The 21,738-nt window shown below is 73.3% G+C and carries 21 protein-coding genes and 1 riboswitch; of the genes, 11 read left to right on the forward strand and 10 right to left on the reverse strand.

The features are described from left to right. Positions 1-27: 27 nt before the first annotated feature. Positions 28-420, forward strand: coding sequence for an ATP-binding protein (locus AC3EUJ_RS03880; RefSeq protein ID WP_431959474.1), 393 nt, complete (start codon positions 28-30; stop codon positions 418-420). After that, positions 417-821 carry a hypothetical protein gene (locus AC3EUJ_RS03885; RefSeq protein WP_431959475.1) on the forward strand — a complete coding sequence of 135 codons (405 nt, stop codon included), beginning with the start codon at positions 417-419 and terminating at the stop codon, positions 819-821. Before AC3EUJ_RS03880 ends, AC3EUJ_RS03885 begins: the two co-directional genes overlap by 4 nt. Positions 822-1,124: 303 nt before the next feature. Here AC3EUJ_RS03885 and AC3EUJ_RS03890 read toward each other — a convergent pair whose 3' ends face one another. The 3 genes from AC3EUJ_RS03890 to AC3EUJ_RS03900 form a co-directional block, all read right to left on the reverse strand. Continuing rightward, positions 1,125-1,670: a cupin domain-containing protein gene (locus AC3EUJ_RS03890; protein ID WP_431959476.1), complete on the reverse strand. Its 546-nt coding sequence runs from the start codon at positions 1,668-1,670 to the stop codon at positions 1,125-1,127. 318 nt (positions 1,671-1,988) lie between these two features. Further along, on the reverse strand, positions 1,989-3,449 hold the full coding sequence (locus AC3EUJ_RS03895; RefSeq protein ID WP_431959477.1) for an alpha,alpha-trehalose-phosphate synthase (UDP-forming): 1,461 nt from the start codon (positions 3,447-3,449) through the stop codon (positions 1,989-1,991). Between the two features lie 264 nt (positions 3,450-3,713). Beyond that, a complete protein-coding gene (locus AC3EUJ_RS03900) occupies positions 3,714-4,685 on the reverse strand; it encodes a glucosyl-3-phosphoglycerate synthase (RefSeq protein WP_431959478.1) in 972 nt (323 codons plus the stop codon). 157 nt (positions 4,686-4,842) lie between these two features. Then, positions 4,843-4,970: riboswitch (SAM riboswitch) on the forward strand. Positions 4,971-4,988: 18 nt separating this feature from the next. Here AC3EUJ_RS03900 and thrC point away from each other — a divergent pair. The 4 genes from thrC (at position 4,989) to groL (ending at position 9,213) form a co-directional block, all read left to right on the forward strand. Next, a complete protein-coding gene (thrC, locus tag AC3EUJ_RS03905; protein ID WP_431959479.1) occupies positions 4,989-6,278 on the forward strand; it encodes a threonine synthase in 1,290 nt (429 codons plus the stop codon). A 44-nt stretch (positions 6,279-6,322) separates the two neighbouring features. After that, positions 6,323-6,601, forward strand: coding sequence for a ubiquitin-like small modifier protein 1 (locus tag AC3EUJ_RS03910; protein WP_431959481.1), 279 nt, complete (start codon positions 6,323-6,325; stop codon positions 6,599-6,601). 422 nt (positions 6,602-7,023) lie between these two features. Beyond that, complete coding sequence (locus AC3EUJ_RS03915; RefSeq protein ID WP_005486335.1) at positions 7,024-7,230, forward strand: cold-shock protein; 207 nt, start codon at positions 7,024-7,026, stop codon at positions 7,228-7,230. A gap of 360 nt (positions 7,231-7,590) precedes the next feature. Then, positions 7,591-9,213 (forward strand): chaperonin GroEL, encoded by a 1,623-nt coding sequence (gene groL / locus AC3EUJ_RS03920; RefSeq protein ID WP_431959482.1) that lies wholly within the window; start codon positions 7,591-7,593, stop codon positions 9,211-9,213. Between the two features lie 93 nt (positions 9,214-9,306). Here groL and AC3EUJ_RS03925 read toward each other — a convergent pair whose 3' ends face one another. After that, a complete protein-coding gene (locus AC3EUJ_RS03925; RefSeq protein WP_431959483.1) occupies positions 9,307-10,008 on the reverse strand; it encodes a copper homeostasis protein CutC in 702 nt (233 codons plus the stop codon). Positions 10,009-10,059: 51 nt separating this feature from the next. Between AC3EUJ_RS03925 and AC3EUJ_RS03930 the strand changes: the two genes are divergently transcribed. After that, positions 10,060-10,734: an HD domain-containing protein gene (locus AC3EUJ_RS03930; RefSeq protein ID WP_431959484.1), complete on the forward strand. Its 675-nt coding sequence runs from the start codon at positions 10,060-10,062 to the stop codon at positions 10,732-10,734. 38 nt (positions 10,735-10,772) lie between these two features. Here AC3EUJ_RS03930 and AC3EUJ_RS03935 read toward each other — a convergent pair whose 3' ends face one another. Together AC3EUJ_RS03935 and AC3EUJ_RS03940 are read right to left on the reverse strand one after the other, a co-directional pair. After that, positions 10,773-11,060, reverse strand: coding sequence for a DUF4031 domain-containing protein (locus AC3EUJ_RS03935; protein WP_431959485.1), 288 nt, complete (start codon positions 11,058-11,060; stop codon positions 10,773-10,775). Position 11,061: 1 nt separating this feature from the next. After that, positions 11,062-11,448: a hypothetical protein gene (locus AC3EUJ_RS03940; RefSeq protein WP_431959486.1), complete on the reverse strand. Its 387-nt coding sequence runs from the start codon at positions 11,446-11,448 to the stop codon at positions 11,062-11,064. A gap of 84 nt (positions 11,449-11,532) precedes the next feature. Between AC3EUJ_RS03940 and AC3EUJ_RS03945 the strand changes: the two genes are divergently transcribed. Together AC3EUJ_RS03945 and murQ are read left to right on the forward strand one after the other, a co-directional pair. Then, on the forward strand, positions 11,533-12,429 hold the full coding sequence (locus AC3EUJ_RS03945; RefSeq protein WP_431959598.1) for a MurR/RpiR family transcriptional regulator: 897 nt from the start codon (positions 11,533-11,535) through the stop codon (positions 12,427-12,429). Continuing rightward, positions 12,426-13,361, forward strand: coding sequence for an N-acetylmuramic acid 6-phosphate etherase (murQ, locus tag AC3EUJ_RS03950; protein WP_431959487.1), 936 nt, complete (start codon positions 12,426-12,428; stop codon positions 13,359-13,361). The genes AC3EUJ_RS03945 and murQ overlap by 4 nt, the downstream gene beginning before the upstream one ends. 150 nt (positions 13,362-13,511) lie before the next feature. On the opposite strand, the gene AC3EUJ_RS03955 is transcribed toward murQ, so the two are convergent. Both AC3EUJ_RS03955 and AC3EUJ_RS03960 read right to left on the reverse strand, forming a co-directional pair. After that, positions 13,512-13,634 (reverse strand): hypothetical protein, encoded by a 123-nt coding sequence (locus AC3EUJ_RS03955; protein WP_431959488.1) that lies wholly within the window; start codon positions 13,632-13,634, stop codon positions 13,512-13,514. A 106-nt stretch (positions 13,635-13,740) separates the two neighbouring features. Then, positions 13,741-15,801: a HelD family protein gene (locus AC3EUJ_RS03960; protein WP_431959489.1), complete on the reverse strand. Its 2,061-nt coding sequence runs from the start codon at positions 15,799-15,801 to the stop codon at positions 13,741-13,743. A gap of 260 nt (positions 15,802-16,061) precedes the next feature. On the opposite strand from AC3EUJ_RS03960, the gene AC3EUJ_RS03965 reads away from it, so the two are divergent. Further along, positions 16,062-16,235 carry a hypothetical protein gene (locus AC3EUJ_RS03965; protein WP_431959490.1) on the forward strand — a complete coding sequence of 58 codons (174 nt, stop codon included), beginning with the start codon at positions 16,062-16,064 and terminating at the stop codon, positions 16,233-16,235. Positions 16,236-16,373: 138 nt separating this feature from the next. On the opposite strand, the gene AC3EUJ_RS03970 is transcribed toward AC3EUJ_RS03965, so the two are convergent. Together AC3EUJ_RS03970 and AC3EUJ_RS03975 are read right to left on the reverse strand one after the other, a co-directional pair. After that, positions 16,374-18,005 carry a DNA repair helicase XPB gene (locus AC3EUJ_RS03970; RefSeq protein WP_431959491.1) on the reverse strand — a complete coding sequence of 544 codons (1,632 nt, stop codon included), beginning with the start codon at positions 18,003-18,005 and terminating at the stop codon, positions 16,374-16,376. Positions 18,006-18,151: 146 nt separating this feature from the next. After that, complete coding sequence (locus AC3EUJ_RS03975; protein WP_431959492.1) at positions 18,152-20,569, reverse strand: helicase-associated domain-containing protein; 2,418 nt, start codon at positions 20,567-20,569, stop codon at positions 18,152-18,154. A 312-nt stretch (positions 20,570-20,881) separates the two neighbouring features. Between AC3EUJ_RS03975 and AC3EUJ_RS03980 the strand changes: the two genes are divergently transcribed. Then, positions 20,882-21,730 (forward strand): HAAS signaling domain-containing protein, encoded by an 849-nt coding sequence (locus AC3EUJ_RS03980; protein WP_431959493.1) that lies wholly within the window; start codon positions 20,882-20,884, stop codon positions 21,728-21,730. The last annotated feature ends 8 nt before the right edge of the window (positions 21,731-21,738 follow it).

A 21,738-nucleotide genomic window follows, 5' to 3' on the forward strand; every position in this document is an offset into this window, starting at 1 on the left:
TAGCCACGGCAGGGAACCGTTGGACCCATGACGCAGGAATCCCCACCCGGAACGGCGATGCGCGTCGTCGCCGAACCCGCCCGTATCGCCGAGGTCCGCCGGGCCGTACGCGAACAGCTCCGCGCCTGGGGGCGCGAGGACCTGGCACCCGCCGCCGCGCTGTGCGTCACGGAGATACTCGCCAACGTCCACCGGCACGCGGGCTCGCCGGAGTGCGAACTGACCCTGGACGACCTGGCGTCCGAGGGCGTGCGGGCCACGGTCAGCGACCGCTCCCCCGTCCTGCCCGTCACGGCGCCCGGGCCACCGGACTGGGCGGCCGAGCGCGGACGCGGGATGCATCTGATCGCGGCGGCGGCGCACCGCTGGGGCGCGCGGCCGACCCCGGGGGGCAAGCAGGTGTGGGTGGTGCTGCGGTGAGGCCCGCCTCGTGGACCTGGCTGGACGACACGGCGTTCGGGCCGGTGGCGTTCCTGCTGGTGGCCCATCCACAGGGGCGCGGGACGGCGGAACTCGCCGCGCTCCTCGGGCTCGCCGAGCCGGGGCGGCGGCTGCCGGAGCTCGGCGAGCGGATCACCGTCGCCCGCCCGGGCCGGGCCGTGGTGCGCGGCGCGGACGGCGGGGTGCTGCTGGAGGTCGCGGCGGGGGAGCGGTGGTCCGCCTTCGTCGCGGCCGGCGGACCGGTCGCGCTCGTCGTGGGGCTGGACCCGCTCGCCCGCCGCGCGCCGCTGCCGGAGGTGGAGGCGTACCTGGCCCTGGGCGCGACGGCGGGGCGCATCCGGCTGGGCATCGGCCGCCGGGAGCCCTCACCTCCCTCCTGACCGCGCCCTGGACCGGCGCCCGGCCCGGGCTGCCGGCGACGCCCGCGTCCAGCACGCTGCTCGTGGCGTCGGAGCCCCGGGTCGTGTGTCGTGCCGGACGCCCACGCCCCGCTCGGCGCGGGGCGTGGGCGGGTGCCCGGGGCGGTGGGGTTCCTTGGGGCCGGCGGTCCGTGTCAGGAGGCCCCGCCGTCGGCGGTACTTTCGCTTCCTTTCGACAGGAATCTGATCCGCCTTCATGGCGGCAGCGAGACGTACCGCGGTGGCCGGAACCCCACCACAGGGGTCCCGCGGCCGTTCTGCAGCCTAGTCTTCAGAAGGGAGGTCGCCCTGGAGGATGAATGAGCCGAACCGCTCCATGAGTTCCGGGTTGATGTTCGGCAGGTTGTCCATCATGTGCGGGACAGGCTTGCCGTGTTCGGCCTTGGGCGCTCCGTCGAAGAGGAGCTCTTCGTATCCTCCGGGGAGAAACATGAAGATCATCTTGGCGGCATGGAGACTCTTGTTGAAGAAGCCGTGCCGCGTGTCGTTGGGCACGTAGTAGAAGGAGCCGGGGCCGGCGGTGATGGTGTCGTCACCGTTGACGAAGTCCAGCTCGCCGGAAATCAGGTAGAACGCCTCCTGATGCTTGCTGTGCACGTGCGGGTAGGCTCCGGCCCCGGCAGGGACGGTCGCCTCCACGAAGGTGAGCCGTCCGCCCGTTTCCGGGCCGCCGACCTTCAGGGTGTAGGTGTCTCCAACAATCCACCTCGTGTCGCCCTGCCCGGGCGGCACAAAGATGCCGTTCCTCTTCATGTAACGGGAATCGTCCTGTCCAGCGGGATCGTGCTGGCTCGGCGCGACGATGCTCAAGGCTGCTCCTCGATTGGGCCGCCACCTGTTGGGGCGACAGATGCAGGGACAGTTAAGTGGCAACTACTTGACGAGTCAAGCATGTGTCTTCTCTCCTGGGCCTCGCCGAGCACAGCGCCCCGGGCTCTCCATGGGCAACCCTTGGGCTGCATTGGTAGGCAGTACGTGTTGCGCCTGGGCCGGTCATACCGCTGGAGGCGCGGCCTCGACGCCCCACCCTGACAACCGCCCGCACGGCGAGGGTGGATGGGGTCGCCGCCGACCTCGCCTTCCGTCAACGGGCCGGGTTGCGGCGCGGTCCGGCCGCTCCGGTCCGGGCTACCCCAGCGCCCGCAGCTGGTCCAGGAACCACTGCTGCGGGGGGAGCGCCGTCGAGGCCGCCGCGAGACGCTTGGTGGCCTCGGCGCGCTCGCCGTGCGACAGGGACAGCGCCTGGTGGAGGGCGTCGGCCGTGGCCCGGATGTCGTAAGGGTTGACCACGAACGCGTCGTCGGCGAGCTCCTCGTACGCCCCCGCCTCGCGGGAGAGCACCAGCGCCACGCCGTCGTCCGAGACGACCGGGATCTCCTTGGCCACCAGGTTCATGCCGTCGCGGATCGGGTTGACCAGCGCGACGTCCGCCAGGCGGTAGGCGGCCAGGGAGCGCGCGAAGTCGTCCTTGACGTGCAGGACCACCGGCTGCCAGCCGGGCGTCGCGAACTCCTCGTTGATCTCCTCGGCCAGGTCGGAGACCTCGTCCGTGTACTCCCGGTAGACGGCCAGGTCGTGGCGGGAGGGGTAGGCGAAGGCGATGTGCACCACGCGCCCCTGCCATTCGGGGTGGTCGCGCAGCAACTGCGCGTACGCGAGCAGGCCGCGCACGATGTTCTTCGACAGCTCCGTGCGGTCCACCCGCAAGATGATCTTGCGGTCCGGGCCGCCCACCGCCTCCTGCAGCGCCGCCAGGCGCTCGTCCACGTCCGGCCGGTGCGCCCGCTCCCGAAGGAACTCGGCGTCCGCCCCGAGGCCGTGCACCCCGATCCGCGTGGTGCGGCCCTTGTACGTGATCGTGAGGCTGCCCGCGTCACGGATGACGGACGCGCCCAGCACGTCGGCGCAGCACGCGGCGAAGGCGTCCGCCCAGCGGCGGGTCAGGAAGCCGGCCCGGTCGGCGCCGAGGATGCCGCTCAGCACCTCGGCGGCGACGTCGTCCGGCAGGATGCGGAAGTAGTCGGGCGGCGCCCACGGGGTGTGCGAGAAATGGCCGATCCGCAGGTCGGGGCGGCGCGAGCGGAGCAACTGCGGCACCAGGGACAGGTGGTAGTCCTGCACGAGGACGGCGGCGCCCTGCGCGGCCTCGTCGGCGAGCGCGTCGGCGAAGGCGGCGCTGTAGGCCGTGTACGCCGCCCACTGCTCGCGGAAGTCCTCGTCGAAGACGGGCTCCAGCGGGGTCTGGAACAGCATGTGCTGGACGAACCACAGCACCGAGTTGGCGACGCCGTTGTAGGCCGAGGCGAAGGTGTCCGCCGGGATGTCCAGCATCCGTACGTGCTGGCCGCCGGTGTCGGCGGTGGCGAGGCGGCCCGTCCCCCCGGAACTGCGCAGCACGGCGGCCCGGTCCCCCTCGCCCAGTGCCGCGCAGACCCACACGGCGTCCGCGTCCGGCCCGATCGCGCTCAGTCCCGACACGAGTCCGCCGCCGCCGCGGCGGGCGACGAGCGTGCCGTCCTCGCGGAGGCTGTACGACACGGGGCCGCGGTTGGACGCGACCAGTACGCGCGCGGCATGCGATGCGACCATGCGGCCAGCCTAGCCACGCATGCCTGACCGCAAACGTACGAACTAGCCCAGCCGGGGGTTTCCGGCCGCGACCCGCCGCGGTCCGGCCGCTCGCCGAAGGCCGGGGAGGGCCGGCGCGACACCGCTCACCGGCGCGCGGACGCCGAGGCGATGCGCGGAACCGCACAGGTGCGACGCCGTCCTGGGTTTGTGCCCACCCTCCCCCGGCCGCCGCTGGGGGTGCCCGCACCGCGGCGGACCGCCTGCCCAGGAACCCCGGCGCCGTCACGCCACGGCGCGGCGGTGGGCGTATTCGGGGACCGTCCGCATCGGGGGGCGCTCCTCCGTCGCGACCTCGTGGACGCGCGGCTCGAAACCGCCGCCCGGCGCGCGGTCGAACTGCGTGAGGACGGGTCGCACGAGAGGGCCCCGCGCCAGGCGGATCTGCGCGGTCCGGTAGATCGCCGCCGCCATGCGGCCCAGCGCCTGCCCGTCCTGGTGCCGGTGGTGCCGTACCCCCACGTCGACCTGGGCCAGCGCGTCGAGCCCGACCGTGTTGAGCGCGTCCACCAGCAGCCCGATCTCCACCCCGTACCCCACCGGGAACGGCAGCCGCTCCAGCAACGAGCGTCGCGCGGCGTACTCGCCGCCGAGGGGCTGGACGAACCCCGCCAGCTGCGGCCAGTGCAGATTGAGCAGCGGCCGTGCGACCAATTCCGTCACCCGGCCCCCGCCGGCCGGGACCACCGTGCCGCCGGTCTCCAGGGGACGGTCGTACATCGCCTTGACCAGCTGCACGTCCAGGTCCGTGAGCAGCGGCCCGACGATCCCCGACACGAAGCGCGCGTCGAACTCGCGCAGGTCGGAGTCGACGAAGCAGACGATCTCCCCGCGTGTCACGAGCAGCGAGCGCCACAGCACCTCGCCCTTGCCGGGCAGCGCGGGCAGCCGCGGCAGCACTTCGTCCCGGTGGACGACGACCGCGCCCGCGGCCGCGGCGACCTCGGCCGTGCGGTCGGTCGACCCGGAGTCCAGCACGACGATTTCGTCGACCAGCGGCACCGCCTCGCTCATCAGCTCGCGCCGGATCGTCGCGACGATCGCCCCGACCGTTGCCTCCTCGTCGAGGGCGGGCAGCACGACGCTGACCGTGCCGCGCGCGCCCGCGGCGCGCTTGGCGGCGAGGAGTTGCGGCAGCGGCCTGTGGTCGGCGGTCCAGGACCGCCGCTGCAGCCAGCCGGCCACCTCGTCGAGCACTGCGTTGCTCCGTTTCTGCCCGTCTCGCAGGACGGACGGCCCATGACCAGGTTCGAGGTCGTCGGTTACAGTCTTGACCACGAGGCATGACCATCGTATGTCCACGGTGATCGCGCCCCGTCCGACAAATGCCCGGGCAGTGTGCCCGGCGCCATACCGCTCATCCAGAGGGGCAGAGGGAACGGCCCGTTGAAGCCCCGGCAACCCTCCCGCCGACCGCGAGGTCCAGGTGGGGAAGGTGCCAATTCCGTCTCACGGCGAGATGCGCCGTGAGGAAGATGAGGAGAAAGGGCCTCGCCTGACATGGCTGCGCAGTCCGTTGCACCCGCCGCGTCCACCGATTCCGCCTTCGGCCCCGCGTCCGCGCTCTCCTGCCGCGAGTGCGGTGAGCGCTTCCCGCTGGATCCCCTCTTCGCCTGCGAGGTCTGTTTCGGGCCGCTCGAAGTGGCGTACGACCTCCCGGACGGCGACCCCGAGACCCTCCGCAAGCGGATCGAGTCCGGGCCGAACAACATCTGGCGGTACGCGCCGCTGCTGCCCGTCCCCGCGGACGTGGCCTCCAAGCCCAACCTCAACCCGGGCTTCACCAAGCTGGTCAAGGCCGACAACCTCGCCCGCGAACTGGGCGTCACCGGCGGCCTGCACATCAAGGACGACTCCGGCAACCCGACCCACTCCTTCAAGGACCGGGTCGTCGCCATCGCCCTGGAGGCCGCCCGCACCTTCGGCCTCACCACCCTGTCCTGCTCCTCCACCGGCAACCTGGCCGGCGCCGTGGGCGCCGCGGCCGCCCGCGCCGGTTTCCGCTCCTGCGTGTTCATCCCGCACGACCTGGAGGAGGGCAAGGTCGTCATGGCCGCGGTCTACGGCGGCGACCTGGTCGGCATCGAGGGCACCTACGACGACGTCAACCGCTTCTGCAGCGAGCTGATCGGCGACCCGATCGGCGAGGGGTGGGGCTTCGTCAACGTCAACCTGCGCCCCTACTACGGCGAGGGCTCCAAGACACTCGCGTACGAGATCTGCGAGCAGCTGGGCTGGCGCCTGCCGGACAACATCGTCATCCCGATCGCCTCGGGCTCGCAGCTGACGAAGATCGACAAGGGGCTGCGGGAGCTGATCGCGCTCGGTCTGGTGGAGGAGAAGCCGTACCGCGTCTACGGCGCACAGGCCGAGGGCTGCTCCCCGGTCTCCGCCGCCTTCAAGGCCGGCCACGACGTGGTGCGTCCGCAGAAGCCGAACACGATCGCCAAGTCGCTCGCCATCGGCAACCCGGCCGACGGCCCGTACGTGCTGGACATCGCGCGCCGCACGGGCGGGGCGGTCGAGGACGTCACCGACGAGCAGGTGGTGGACGCCATCAAGCTGCTCGCCAGGACCGAGGGCATCTTCGCCGAGACGGCCGGCGGCGTGACCGTCGGCGTGCTGCGCAAACTCATCGAGACCGGGCAGCTCGACCCGGCCGGTGAGACCGTCGTCCTGAACACCGGCGACGGCCTCAAGACGCTGGACGCCGTCGCCCCGACCTCCCGCCCCACGGCCACCATCCGCCCGAGCCTCGACGCGTTCCGCGCCGCCGGCCTGGCCGACTGACCCGACCGCACCGGCTGACCCCGACTGAAGGTGAAACCCGCATCATGAGCGCTACCGTCCGCATCCCGACCATCCTCCGCACCTACACCGCCGGCCGGGCCGAGGTCCCTGCCGAGGGCGGCACCCTGGCCGAGGTCATCGACTCGCTGGAGCACAACCACCCCGGCATCTCCGCGCGGGTCCTGGACGACACGGGCAAGCTGCGCCGTTTCGTGAACGTCTACGTCAACGACGACGACGTCCGCTTCTCCGAGGGCCTGCAGACCACGGTGGGTGAGGGCGCGTCCGTCTCGATCATCCCGGCGGTCGCGGGCGGCTGCTGAGCGCGCGGCCCGCGGGCGACAGGGGTGCCGGGGAACTCCCCGGCACCCCTGTGTGCTTGAGCGGTAGTTGAAGGGCTGTACAGTTGCCCTGGAGGCTCGCAACTCCCTGCAACGCTCTGCGCAACCCCCTTCTCCGGGGCGGTCTTGCCGACGATTTATCGCCAAATCCACGTGGTGTTTGCCGTGTTTGCCCGATGCGTCCGGTCCGAGTTGCCCCGGATTATTCGCCGATCAGGCTCTTCTCCCGATTCTCTGTGCCCGGAATTCTCGTCCGATTGACCTGTTGCAGACAGCGTCCAGGCAGATACATTCAGCCGCGGTCGACGCGTTCCGGCGCACGCCCCCTTGGCTGTAGGGGGTGAGGTCTGACCCGGGTCCGCGAGGTGCGGGTCTGCGAAGGGCCAGCAATAGGGGAGTTAGGAATGGCTCAGGGCACCGTCAAGTGGTTCAACGCGGAGAAGGGCTACGGCTTCATCGCGGTCGACGGTGGTGCGGACGTCTTCGTGCACTACAGCGCGATCCAGATGGACGGCTACCGCACCCTCGAGGAAGGTCAGCGGGTCGAGTTCGAGATCTCGCAGGGCCAGAAGGGGCCGCAGGCGGACATGGTCCGTCTCGCAGCCGGCTGACGCGCCGCGCATCGGCCACGGAGCACTTTCGCGTACGGCCGCTCAAACGTACGCGTCGAGGCCCGCCCCCGCACGGGGCGGGCCTTCGTGCTGCCCGGCGGCGCGCGGACCCGGACCCGCGAGTTGTCCACGGCCCCGGCCAAGCGGCTTGCACTCTCCTAGGGCGAGTGCTAATCATTGGCGTTAGCACTCTGACGTTGAGAGTGACAAAGGACCGAGTGGGTGAGGCCCGTTCGTCCGCCGGAAAGGAACCGGCGGGAGGGCAGGCCGTCCGTCGCGGGCGCCGGCGCGGTCCTGGAGTAATCCTTCCCCGCAGCCCTGTGCCGCGGGGGGACCCCAAGTCCGGGAGGACCACTTCACATGGCCAAGATCATCGCGTTCGACGAGGAGGCACGGCGCGGTCTCGAGCGCGGGATGAACCAGCTCGCCGACGCCGTCAAGGTCACCCTTGGCCCCAAGGGCCGCAACGTCGTCCTCGAGAAGAAGTGGGGCGCCCCCACGATCACCAACGATGGTGTTTCCATCGCCAAGGAGATCGAGCTCGAGGACCCGTACGAGAAGATCGGCGCGGAGCTGGTCAAGGAGGTCGCGAAGAAGACGGACGACGTCGCCGGTGACGGCACGACGACCGCGACCGTCCTCGCCCAGGCGCTGGTGCGCGAGGGCCTGCGCAACGTCGCCGCCGGCGCCAACCCGATGGCGCTGAAGCGCGGCATCGAGAAGGCCGTCGAGTCGGTCTCCGCCGCTCTGCTGGAGCAGGCGAAGGACGTGGAGACCAAGGAGCAGATCGCCTCCACCGCCTCCATCTCCGCCGCCGACCCGCAGATCGGCGAGCTCATCGCCGAGGCGATGGACAAGGTCGGCAAGGAAGGCGTCATCACCGTCGAGGAGTCCCAGACCTTCGGTCTGGAGCTGGAGCTCACCGAGGGTATGCGCTTCGACAAGGGCTACATCTCGGCGTACTTCGCCACCGACCTGGAGCGTATGGAGTCGGCCTTCGACGACCCGTACATCCTGATCGTCAACTCCAAGATCTCCGCGGTGAAGGACCTGCTCCCGCTGCTGGAGAAGGTCATGCAGTCCGGCAAGCCGCTGCTGATCATCGCCGAGGACGTGGACGGCGAGGCGCTGTCGACCCTGGTCGTCAACAAGATCCGCGGCACCTTCAAGTCCGTCGCGGTCAAGGCCCCGGGCTTCGGCGACCGCCGCAAGGCCATGCTCGGTGACATCGCCATCCTCACCGGTGGCACCGTCATCTCCGAGGAGGTCGGCCTCAAGCTGGAGAACGCCGGTCTCGACCTGCTCGGCCGCGCCCGCAAGGTCGTCGTCACCAAGGACGAGACCACGATCGTGGACGGCGCCGGCGACCAGGACCAGATCCAGGGCCGCGTGAACCAGATCCGTGCCGAGATCGAGAACAGCGACTCGGACTACGACCGCGAGAAGCTCCAGGAGCGTCTGGCGAAGCTGGCCGGCGGCGTGGCCGTCATCAAGGCCGGTGCCGCCACCGAGGTCGAGCTCAAGGAGCGCAAGCACCGCATCGAGGACGCGGTGCGCAACGCCAAGGCCGCCGTCGAGGAGGGCATCGTCGCCGGTGGTGGCGTGGCCCTGCTCCAGGCGTCCAACGTCTTCGAGAAGCTCGAGCTCGACGGCGACGAGGCCACCGGTGCCGCGATCGTGAAGCTGGCCCTTGAGGCCCCGCTGAAGCAGATCGCCGTCAACGCCGGCCTCGAGGGCGGTGTCGTGGTGGAGAAGGTGCGCAACCTGACCCCGGGTCACGGCCTGAACGCCGCCACGGGCGAGTACGTCGACCTGATCGGCGAGGGCATCATCGACCCCGCCAAGGTCACGCGCTCCGCGCTGCAGAACGCGGCCTCCATCGCCGCGCTCTTCCTCACCACCGAGGCCGTCATCGCCGACAAGCCGGAGAAGGCCGCTGCCCCGGCCGGCGGCGGCATGCCCGGCGGTGACATGGACTTCTGATCCTCCGGGATCAGGACTCCGCACCACGGCAGAAGACCGAGGGCGGTACCCCGTGCGGGGTACCGCCCTCGGGCGTATCCGGGAGCCGCCCGGTCACGGCACGGCGACCGGCGCGTCGAGCAGCTCGCGCCAGGTGCGCACCGCTTCCGCGTCGACCGGCCCGGCCCAGCCGCCGGGGCGCACCGCGCCGCCGACGTGGAAGGCGTCGATGCCGGCCGCGAGGAGCCGCGGCAGGTGCTCGGCGCGGAGCCCGCCGCCCACCATGAGCTGGGGCTCACCGGGACGGCCCGCCTCCGCCAGCAGACGGCCGAGCCCGTCGTCCACCCCCCGCGCGGAACCCGCGGTGAGGAAGGTGTCCAGCCCGGGCAGCCCGCGCACCGCCGAGCGCACGGCCTCCCGGTCGGCGCAGTGGTCGATGGCGCGATGGAAGGTCCAGCGGGCACCGGAACCGATCGCGTCGACGAGCAGGCGCACGGCGGGCAGGTCCGGCGCGCCCGAGCCGTCGAGGAAACCGAGCACGAACTCGTCAGCGCCCTCGCCGCGCAGCGCCGCCGCGGCCACGCAGAGCGCGTCCGCCTCGTGGGTGCCGCCGACGGCGAAGTCCGCGCGGGCCCGCAGCATCACCCGGACCGGGATGTCCACCGCGGCGCGGACGGCGGCGAAGGTCTCCCGGGACGGCGTCAGGCCGTCCGCCGCCATGTCGGTGACCAGTTCGAGGCGATCCGCGCCGCCCGTCCGGGCCGCGAGGGCGTCGTGGGCGTCGAGCGCGATCACTTCGAAAATTGGTCTAGACATATCTCCAGGGTGTCACATGCCCACGCGTGCCCGCGACCCCCGTACCGCACAATGACCTCCATGGCTGACACCGCACCCGAACCCGGCTCCGCCCTCCTCGCCCGCTGGTGCGACCTGCTGCGCCGCTGCCAGACGGAGTCCGTCGACCCGGTGCCGTACGGCAAGGACCTGATCGCCCGCTGGGCCGAGCCGCACCGCCGCTACCACACCACCTCCCACCTGACCGCCGTTCTCGACCACGTCGAGGCCCTCGCCGGGCACGCCGAGAACCCGGACGCGGTGCTGCTCGCCGCCTGGTTCCACGACGCCGTCTACCTGCCCGACCGCTCCGAGAACGAGGAGCGCAGCGCCCGGCTCGCCGAACGCGCGCTCCCCGAGGCCGGGGTCCCGGACGCGATCACCGCCGAGGTCGCCCGGCTGGTCCGGCTCACCGTCACCCACCACCCCGCCGAGGGGGACCGCGACGGCGAGGTGCTCTGCGACGCCGACCTGGCCGTCCTCGCCGGCGACCCCAGCACCTATGCCGAGTACGCGGCCGCCGTCCGCGAGGAGTACGGCTTCGTCCCCGACGACGCCTTCCGCGCCGGCCGCGCCGACGTGCTGCGTCAGCTGCTGCGGCTGCCCCGGCTGTTCCGCACCCCGCAGGCGTACGAGCGCTGGGAGTCCACTGCCCGGCGCAACCTCTCCACCGAGCTGGAACTCCTCGCCCCGGGGACGCGTCGGTAGCCGGGGGGAGCTCAGGCGACGAGGCGGTCTAGGTCGGCCTAGGACCTGCCGGCCTCACCCTGGGGGGACCTGCGCTTCGGGCGGCGCAGGCCGGCCTCGGTGAGGCGGCGCAGCAGTTCCTTGCTTCCCACCTCGACGGCGCCCGCGGCGACGGCCTTGGCGTAGCGCTCGCTGGGGACGTCGTAGTGGTCGCCGTCGAAGGCGCGGCGGGGGGCGCCGATGGCGTCGGCGAAGGCGTGGAGCTCCTCGTACGAGGTGTCGCTCACCATGTGGGACCACATGCGGCCGTGACCCGGCCAGGTCGGCGGGTCGATGTAGACGGCCACGTCAGCGCGGCTCGCCGAGGGCCGTGGACAGGCCGCCCACGGGAGCGACGGCCTCGCCGAGCGACTCGCACACCCAGTGCGGGTCGGGGCCGAGTTCGGGTTCGACGTCGAGGGCGTGGGGGTCGGCGCAGCGCGGGCACAGCGGCCAGCGGCCCATGCGTTCCAGCAGGGCGTCCTTGACGTCCTGGGCGACCAGCCCCACGACGAACGCGGCGCCGTCGGGCCACTGCTCCACCCACCAGCGGCGCTGGGAGACGGCGTCCTCGACGAGCGAGACGATCTGCGCGTCGGCGACGCCGGTCGCGGTCAGGTCGGCGAGGACGAGCGCGCGGGCGCTGTGCAGGGCCGCCTCCAGGCCGGCGGAGGAACCGGGTGCGTCAGGATCCATGGCCCCCATTGTGGACCAAGCGCCGTGGGGGGCGTTCTTGACGCCGTCAGGTGCTGAAAATAGCTTTCGTCCGTGGCCGAGAAGATGAAGGAAACCTTCAACGCCGGAGGGCTGGCCGCCAAGGTCAGGACCCTGGCCCCGTCCATGACCAGGTCGATGCAGCGCGTCGCGGAGGCCGTGGCCGCGGACCCGGCGGGCTGCTCCCGGCTGACCGTGACGGCGCTCGCGGCCCGTACGGGAACGAGCGAGGCCACCGTGGTGCGCACCGCCCGGCTGCTGGGCTACCCCGGCTACCGGGACCTGCGGCTCGCGCTGGCCGCGCTGGCAGCCCGCGAGGAGGCGGGGGTCCCGCCCGCCGTCACCCCGGACATCGCGGTGGACGACCCGCTGGCCGACGTGGTCACCAAACTCGCGCTGGACGAGCAGCGGTGCCTGGCCGGCACCGCCGCCCAGCTGGACGTGGCCCAGCTGGAGGCGGCCGTGGGCGCGCTGGCCGCCGCCCGCCGCATCGACGTCTACGGGATAGGGGCGTCCAGTCTGGTCGCCCAGGACCTGGTGCAGAAGCTGCTGCGGATCGGCCTGGTGGCGCACGCCCTGGGCGACCCGCACCTCACCCTCACCAACGCGGTCCAGCTGCGCCAGGGCGACGTCGCCGTGGCCATCACGCACTCCGGTCACACCCACGACGTGGTCGAGCCGTTGCGCGCCGCCTTCGACCGGGGCGCCACCACGATCGCCGTGACCGGCCGGGCGGACGGCACCGTCACCCAGTACGCCGACCACGTGCTGCTCACCTCCAGCGGCCGGGAGAGCGAACTGCGCCCGGCCGCCATGGCCAGCCGCACCAGCCAGCTGCTCGTGGTGGACTGCCTGTTCGTCGGGGTCGCCCAGCGCACCTACGACACCGCCGCCCCGGCGCTGTCCGCCTCGTACGAAGCCCTCGCCCACCGCCACCGCCCGCGAAGGAACCACCCGCAATGACGCACGCCGAGCTCCGTCGCGAGCTGGACCACCTCGCCACCGAGGCCTTCCGCGCCGAGCTCGCCGAGGTCGACCGGCTCCCGACGCTCGACATCGCCCGGCTGATGAACGGCGAGGACGCCACCGTCCCGGCCGCGGTGGCGGAGCGATTGCCCGCCATCGCCGCCGCCGTCGACGGCATCGCCGCGCGCATGGCCCGCGGCGGGCGCCTGGTCTACGCGGGCGCGGGCACAGCGGGACGGCTCGGCGTGCTCGACGCCAGTGAGTGCCCGCCCACCTTCAACACCGCGCCGGGCCAGGTCAGCGGGATCATCGCGGGGGGGCCCACGGCGATCGTGGACGCCGTCGAGGGTGCCGAGGACAGCAAGGAACTGGCCGCCGCCGACCTGGACGCCCTCGGGATCGGCCCGGACGACAGCGTGGTCGGCGTCTCCGCCTCCGGCCGCACCCCGTACGCCGTGGGGGCCGTGGAACACGCCCGCGCCCTGGGCGCCCTGACCGTCGGACTGTCCTGCAACCCGGGATCCGCGCTGGCCGCCGCGGCCGACCACGGCATCGAGGTCGTCACGGGCCCGGAGTTCCTCACCGGATCCACCCGGCTGAAGGCGGGCACGGCCCAGAAGCTCGTCCTCAACATGCTGTCGACGATCACCATGATCAGGCTGGGCAAGACCTACGGGAACCTGATGGTCGACGTCCGCGCCTCCAACGACAAGCTGCGCGCCCGGTCCCGGCGGATCGTGGCCCTGGCCACCGGCGCGCCCGACGACGAGATCGAGGCCGCCCTCACCGCCGCCGGCGGCGAGGTCAAGAACGCCGTCCTCGTCGTCCTCGGCGGCGTGGACGGCCCGACGGCCGCCCGGCTCCTGGCGGAGTCGGACGGCCATCTGCGTGCGGCGCTGCTCGCGGCCGCGCCGGGCGGCCACGCCTGAGGCCGCGCGGTTTCTCGTCTTCCGCGCCGTCAGTCGGCCGAGCTGGGCGGTACGACCCATTGGACCGGCTGATTCGTCACGGCCGCGGCGGTGCAGGACGGTGACCCGGTCCTGCTCGGCGGTGGCGGCGATCAGCAGATCCGTACCGGGTCACCGCCATGCGTCCGCCGTCACCTCGGCATCCGCGAGGTCGTCGAAAGCACCCTCGTCGAGCATCTCCAGGAACCGCCGCCGTTCGGCGGCGGCCACGAACTCCGCCGGCGCTCCGCCCACCGTCGCCGTTTCGTCGTGGTGCCCCGTACGTCCGCGGCCTCTCGGAGAAGCGCGTCCACCCCGATCACTGTGCGCACGCGTGCCACCTCCGGGTGCAGGAGTCTCCTCAGGGTAGCCGCAGCGCCTCCGGCAGGGGCGCCGCGTGCAGGACGGCCAGGCCCGAGACGGCGCGGGTGAGCGCGACGTACAGGCGGCGCAGGCCGGTGCGCTCGTCGGGCTCGCCGTCGACGATCGCGGCGGGCTCGTCCAGGACCACGTAGTCGTACTCCAGGCCCTTGGCCAGGGAGGCGGGGACGAGGGTGAGCCGCACGTCGGGCGTGGTCTCCTGACCCGGGGACAGGTACGGCAGCCCGGCCGCCGTCAACGCCTCCGTCAGCGCGGGCAGGCGCGCGTCGGCCGCGATCAGGCCAATGGACCCCTCGCGGTCCAGTGCCCGCCGGCAGGCGTCCAGCACGGCCGCGGTCAACCCGTCCGCCGGGACCTCGGTCACCGAGAAGGCGCCGGGGTTCTCCCGGACGGAGGTCGCCTCCTTCAGCCCGGGGGCGATCTCCGGCAGCAGCCGGGACGCGTAGGCGATGACCTCCAGCGGGACGCGGAAGCCCTGGGTCAGCTCCTCGATCCGCGAACCCGGCTTGCCCAGGTGCTCCAGCGCCTCCTCCCAGGTCCCCGTCGCCCACGGGGTGGTGCCCTGGGCGATGTCGCCGAGCACGGTAGCGGAGCCGGTGGAGCAGCGGCGGCCCACCGCCCGGTACTGCATGGGGGAGAGGTCCTGGGCCTCGTCCAGCACGACGTGGCCGAGCGAGGCCGTGCGGTGCACCAGGTCGTGGGCCTCGTCGACGAGCACGGCGTCGGCGGCCGACCACTTCGCGGAGGCGGCCGAGCGGGCGGGCCTCTCCCAGAGGATCTCCTTCTGCTCCTCCTCGGCCAGCACGCCCTCCGCGCACGCGGCCAGGAACTGCGGGTCGGACAGCAGCCGCAGCACCGTCTTCGCCGGGTCCACCGGCGGCCACATCTCCTTCACGGCCGCCTTGACCGCCGTGTTGCGCGCGACCGCGTCCTGCACCCGGTCGTCGGGGGCCTCGCCGGCCGCCTCCATCCGGACCAGCACGGCGTGCGCGATCCGCTGCGGCAGCGCCTCCCGGGCGGCGCCGTAGCGGATGTCACGCTCCATCAGCTCGCGGACCAGCTCCTCCAGTTCGTGGGCGGGCACGCGCCAGCGGCGCGAGCCGCGCACCACGACCACCGGCTCGGTGGGCATCCGGATGCCGGAGCGGACCGCGCGCCGCAGCACCTCGGCCATGCGCGCGTCGCCCTTGATACCGGCGGCGGCCGCCGAGTCGGTGCCCCTGACCGGGACATGGGCGACCAGGTCGTCGACCGTGGCCTGCTTGACGCTCAGCTCGCCCAGCGCGGGCAGTACCTGCTCGATGTAGTGCAGGAAGGACGCGTTGGGGCCGACGACGAGGGTGCCGGAGCGGGCCAGCCGCTCGCGGTGCGCGTAGAGCAGGTACGCCACCCGGTGCAGGCCGACGGCGGTCTTCCCGGTGCCGGGCGCCCCCTGCACGCAGACCGTGCCGCCGACCTCGGCGCGGACGATCTCGTCCTGCTCGGGCTGGATGGTGGCCACGATGTCCCGCATCGGGCCGACGCGCGGCCGCTCGATCTCCTGCTGGAGCAGCTTGCTGGAGGTCTGCGCCTCGTCCGGGTCGGTGAGGTGCTCGTCCTCGTACGCGGTCAGCTCCCCGCCGGTGTAGCCGAAGCGGCGCCGCAGCGCGACGTCCTGCGGGTCGGTGCGTGAGGCCCGGTAGAAAGGCTGGGAGACGGGTGCGCGCCAGTCGATGACCATGGGGTCGCCGTCCGCGTCGTGGACGTGGCGGCGGCCGATGTAGAAGCGGTGGCCCACCTCCTCCCCGCCGAAGGCGTCTCCCTCCTGGTAGTCGAGGCGGCCGAAGAAGAGCGGGGTGTGCGCCAGATCGGCGAGCGCCTTGATGCGGGCGTCGATCTCGGTTTGCAGCACTTCCGCGTTCACCCAGTTGGCGGTCACGTCCCGGATGTCGAGGGCCTCGACGTCGGCGCGCATCGCGCGCAGGGCGGAACGGGACGCGGCGAGGTGGGCGCGTTCGCGGTCGAGCGGATTGTCGGCGGTGAGGGAATGTTCCCCTGGCACGGGTTGCCTCCGGCGGCACGTAGGGCATGGCTCAGCCGGCCCCGGACCGGCGCGCACGGGGGCGCGGGGCGGGGCGCTGTCCTGATACGGATCACGACTCGGGCCGACCGGTTTCCGTCCGGTCGGTGGCACCGTCCCCCAGGGGGGCGGGCGGCAAGACGCAGGATCTTACGCCTGCGCGGCGGGAGGCGCTAACCGATTTCTCCCCGCCCGCGGCCCGGACCTCTGCCCAAAGCGTCACACATGCGTACATTGGGGGCATGGCACGACCAGTGGTCTCCCGCGTCCGCGGCAGCACCGCCATCGCCGAGGACGCCGGGCACCGGCATCCGGTCCACCCCGTCGGGGATGCCCTGCGCGCGGTCCGGGTCTTCCTCGCCACGGCCTTCCGGGTCGTGGTGCTGGGCCAGGAAGGCACCGCCGCGCGCGACTGACGCGGCGGGCCGGCCGGAGGGGCGCGGCGCCCAGATCGAGAGCCAAGGCCGTGAAGTCGTTCCCGTCGCCAAGCCGGGCGAATCAGTGTGCGGCTGTCGAGGCGACTGCCCCTGTTGCCGGAATTCGGCTGGAACCGGCTAGAGCAGCTCGTCCGCGTCGACGATGCGGTAGGCGTACCCCTGCTCGGCCAGGAACCGCTGCCGGTGTGCGGCGAAGTCCTGGTCGATGGTGTCGCGGGCGACCACGGAGTAGAAGCGGGCCTCGTGGCCGTCCGCCTTCGGCCGCAGCACCCGGCCCAGGCGCTGGGCCTCCTCCTGACGGGACCCGAAGGTGCCCGAGACCTGGATGGCGACCGTCGCCTCCGGCAGGTCGATCGAGAAGTTGGCCACCTTGGAGACCACGAGCACCGAGATCTCGCCCTGCCGGAAGGCGTCGAAGAGCTTCTCGCGCTGCGCGTTCGTCGTCTCGCCCTTGATCACCGGCGCGTCCAGGTGCTCGCCCAGCTCGTCGAGCTGGTCGATGTACTGGCCGATCACCAGTGTCTGCTGCCCGCGGTGCTTGGCCACCAGCGCCTCGGTGACCTTGCGCTTGGTCTCGGTCGTGGCGCAGTAGCGGTACTTCTCCTCCGGCTCCGCGGTCGCGTACGCCAGCCGCTCGGAATCGGTCAGGTTGACCCGCACCTCCACGCAGTCGGCGGGCGCGATGTAGCCCTGCGCCTCGATCTCCTTCCACGGCGCGTCGAAGCGCTTGGGACCGATCAGCGAGAAGACGTCCGACTCGCGGCCGTCCTCGCGCACCAGCGTCGCCGTCAGGCCGAGCCGGCGGCGGGCCTGGAGATCCGCGGTGAACTTGAAGACCGGCGCCGGCAGCAGGTGCACCTCGTCGTAGACGATCAGGCCCCAGTCGCGGGAGTCGAAGAGCTCCAGGTGCGGGTAGACGCCCTTCCGCTTGGTCGTCAGCACCTGGTAGGTGGCGATGGTGACCGGGCGGATCTCCTTGCGGGTGCCGCTGTACTCGCCGATCTCGTCCTCGGTCAGTGAGGTCCGCTTCACCAGTTCGTGCTTCCACTGGCGGGCGGAGACCGTGTTCGTCACCAGGATCAGGGTCGTCGCCTTCGCCTGCGCCATCGCGCCCGCGCCCACCAGCGTCTTGCCGGCGCCGCAGGGCAGCACGACCACGCCGGAGCCGCCGTGCCAGAAGCCCTCCACCGCCTGCTCCTGGTAGGGGCGGAGCTTCCAGCCGTTCTGGTCCAGCTCGATCGGGTGCGCCTCGCCGTCCACGTAGCCGGCCAGGTCCTCCGCGGGCCAGCCCAGCTTCAGCAGCACCTGCTTGATCTGGCCGCGCTCGGAGGGGTGGACGACCACCGTGTCGGGGTCGAGCCGGGCGCCCACCAGCGGCGTGACCTTCTTCGAGCGGAGGATCTCCTCCAGCACCGGCCGGTCCGTGGTGGTCAGCACCAGCCCGTGCGCCGGGTGCTTGCTCAGCGTCAGCCGGCCGTAACGGGCCATCGTCTCGGCGACGTCCACCAGCAGCGCGTGCGGCACCGGGTAGCGGGAGAACTGCACGAGCGCGTCCACGACCTGCTCCGCGTCGTGCCCGGCGGCGCGGGCGTTCCACAGCCCCAGCGGCGTGATCCGGTAGGTGTGGATGTGCTCGGGCGCGCGCTCGAGTTCCGCGAAGGGGGCGATGGCACGCCGGCACGCGTCGGCGAGCTCGTGATCGACCTCCAGGAGCAGGGTCTTGTCGCTCTGGACGATCAGGCAGGACACACAAACCTCCGCGAAGGGGCGGGCCGGGACCGGGACAGGGGCCGGGCTGAACTATCCATGGTCCCCCATCCCCGGAGGGAAACGCCCCGGTCCCCGGGATCGATACCCGTTCCGCCCCACGGCCGGGCCCCTGGGCGCGGGCCGGGTCACGCCGGGTCGTCGGCCAGCTCGGCCACACCGGTTATCCGGTGCAGCGCGAAGGTGCGGACCTCGTCGGCGGTGTGGTCGTACGCGGTGACGAACCCGCCCTCCACCCGCATCGGGCCGATCACGCGCTGGCTCGCCGCGCCCTCCGCGTTGACGTAGCCGATCCACACCGACTCGCCGGTCAGCACCGCCGCCTGCATCGTCGCCAGCGTCTCGGCCGCCGCCGTGCGCGGCAGCCGGCCGTCGCCGCCCGCGCCCGGACGGTCCGCGGGCTCCCTGCGGACCGCGGTCGAGGCCCGGTCACCGGCCCTGATCGCCTTCACGGCCGCCCCGAGCAGGGTCCCGTCCGGGGTCGGCGGCCCGTCCACCACGGGCACCGGCGCGCTGCGCGGCGGGGTGCGCCGGGCGTCCGCGCGGGTGATCAGTACATCGCCCTCGGCGGACTCGGCCGCCGGCGCGTGGCCCATCGCCCGCAGCCGCTCCAGCAGCGTCGCCGGATCGCTCTGCGCCGCAAGCACCGTCGGCGCGAGGCGGCGCAGCCCGAGGCCCGCCGCCCGGCGGTCGGCGAGCAGCTCGCTCAGCAGCGCGTCGTCGTCGCAGCGCACGTACGCCGAGGCCGCGCCCACGCGCAGCCGGCCGTGCCGGCGGGCGACGTCGTCCACGAGGTAGCTCAGCGGCTGCGGCACGGGCGTGCGCGAGTGCGCGGCGAGGAAGGCGTGCAGGTCCGCGGCGGTCCGGCCGGCGTCCAGCGCCCGGCGCACCGACCCCTGGGTGAAGCGGAAGACGGTCGCGCCGCCCTTGGACTCCACGTCCGCCAGGACGTGCAGGGTCTCGGCGAGGTGCGGCTGCAGCGGGCCCGGCGCGACCGCCGTCAGATCCGCCTGGAGCAGCACATGGTCCAGGGGCTCCGGCAGCAACGGCCCGAGCAGCACGGCCGCCGCGTCCGCGGAACGCCGCAGCAGCGCACGGCCGTGCGCCGACAGCGCGCCGCGGCCGGTGACGCCCAGCAGTTCCGCCTCCGTCACCGTCCAGCGGACGAGGTCGGCGCGGAGCGGGTCCATCGCGGCGCCGCCCCGCAACGGGCGTTCCCAGCGCAGCCGGGCCAGCAGCGCGTCCTGTTCGGCCGAGGCGCCCTCGGGCAGCGCGGCCAGCAGCTCCAGCGTCCGCCGGCGCACCTCCGGGGCGAGCGAACGGTCCAGGTCGGGCCCGAGGGCGGCCAGCGCGCGGCCCTTCGCGTCCCGCGTGCCGACGACGCCCGGCACGCGGGTGGCGGCCAGCCACGCCGTGACCAGGGCCGCCCACCGGTCCTCGGCGCGCAGCGCCAGCCACGCGTCGGCCGCGGGGGTGGGCGCGTAGGCCTCGTCCACCTCCCCGTCCGAGGCGACCAGGCCGGCGGCGTACGCCAGCTCCAGCCAGAACGCGGCCAGCGGCTCGGGCACGTCCAGCGCCGTGGCCACCCGCTTGAGGTCCCGCACGCTCAGCCCGCCCGCGCGCAGCACCGGCGGGCCGCCCGTCTCCCACTGCTTCAGCAGCTCCTCGACCGTGCGGACCGCCGTGAAGGCCTGACCCGCGGCGGTCCTGTCCACAGCCTGTGGATCGTGTTCCTTCGGCTCCACTGCCGGGGCGACCGGCTCGGGAGCGCGGTGCGCCCTGCCCTCGCGCAGGTGCAGGGCCACCTCGCGGGGGAGCACGACGTTGCGCGCCCCGGCCGGCAGCAGCAGCCCCCGCTCCAGCAGCCAGGCCACCGGGGGCGGCGGCACCGACACGTCGGCGACCTCCCCGTACGGCGGGCCCCACGTCAGCCTGCGCAGCACCGCACCGGCCTCCGGGGGCGCCCCGTCGAGCAGCGCCGCCATCCGGCGACGGTCGGCGAACAGCGCCGTCAACGCCCCCACCGCGCTCACCGGGTCGTGCGTCGGAGGCAGGCCGGCCACCGTGAGGATCTGCTGCAACCGCGTCGGCGACATGCCGGACGTCGCCTCGGCCACGGTCGGCCCGAGGCCGGTCGGCGACGGGCTCCCCGCGGCCGGGGCCAGGATGTCGCGCGCGGTGCGCACCAGGCGCAGCCGGTCGTCCTCGCCCCACAGCAGTGCCTGCGCCCGCAGCGTCGCCACGGCGCCGGGCAGCGCCTGCGCCGCCTCGGGGCCCATCAGCGCGGCGAGCACGTCGCACGGGGCGCCGTCCGGCGCGACGGCCAGCGCCTCCGCTGTCTGCAGCGTGAACCGGTCCAGGCGTTCGAGGGCGCGGACGACGGAGGCACGGGTGCCGGCGCGGGTCGCCAACTGCGATAGGTCGTTCGGGACCGGGTTCAGCAGGTCCGGGCGCGCCCGGAGCAGTGCGGTCAGCGCGTCGTCGCCGCGGGCGCGCAGATCATCCGCGAGCGTGCGCGGCGCCGCCGCGGGGCCGTCAGTGCTCATCTCCCCCACATTAGCCCTGGCGGGTCCGCCTGGGGCCCGTGGGCGCACGCGCACCTCCGTCCCCGGGGTCGCGGACAGTCGTCCCTCCCCCGGCCGCCGCTGGGAGGTGCCCCCACCGGCGTGCACGCGTGGGGGTGCCTTCCAGCCGCCGGGCTGGGGGTGGCTCGCGCGGTACCGCGCGGGTGCGGCGCGTCGTCCCTTGCCCGGCCGCCGCTGGGGGTGGCCCCACGCCTGCCCACGCACCCCGGGCGTGCACGGATCGGACCGCCCACAAATCTCATGAGCGGTCCCGGAGGGGGGTAGCTTCGGCGCATGGGTGCGGCGGAGAGCGATCGGTTGGTTCTGGACTACCTCAGCAAGGTGGGGGACCTGGCACAGACGGCCCTCCCGGCGGACCGCCGCCGGGACCTCGTAGCACGCCTGCGCGAGGACATCGACCGGGAGCGGCACGGCAGCGACAACCCCGCCGTGGTGCGCCGGATCCTGGGCCGGCTGGGCGCCCCGGACCAGGTGGTGCAGGAGGAGGCCGCCACCGGCGTGCCCGCGCCCCGCACCCCGCCTGGCCCCGCACCGGCGGAGCCGGAGTGGTGGCGGCTTCCCGGCCGGCGCACGCAGTCCCCGTCACGCGAGCTCCTGCCGGGGGACGAACTGGCCGGGCTGCCCGGCATGACCGGCGGCCTGATCATCCCCCTCACCCCCGAGACGGACCCGGGCGCCGAAGCGGAAGCGGAAGCGGAAGCGGATCCCGAAGACGAGCAGGCCGGGCAGGACGAGCAGCAGGAACCCGCGGGCCGACGCCGCAGGCCGTGGCGGTGGCGGGCCGGCCTCCTGGAGACCGTCGCCGCGCTCCTGCTGCTCGCCGGCGCCGTCCTGGGGTCCTGGATCGCCCTCCTCGCCGGCTGGGCCGTGGCGTACGGCTCGCGCCGCCTGTCCCGCCGCGCGTCCCGGTTCGCGGCGCTGGGCCTGCCGGGGCTGACCGCCGCGGCCGCGCTGATCTGGATCTGGGGCCGTTTCGCCGGGCGGTGGGGCGAGCCGATCCCCGAGGGCGGCCTGGACTCCGCGATCAGCGACGCGCTGCCCACGGTCGCGCGGATCGCGGCCGTCGCTTCCGCCGCCTTCCTGCTCTGGCGGGGGGCCAGGGCCGGCCGGCGGCCTCGTTAGAGTGGCTG

Source organism: Actinacidiphila sp. bgisy160, from assembly GCF_057707815.1.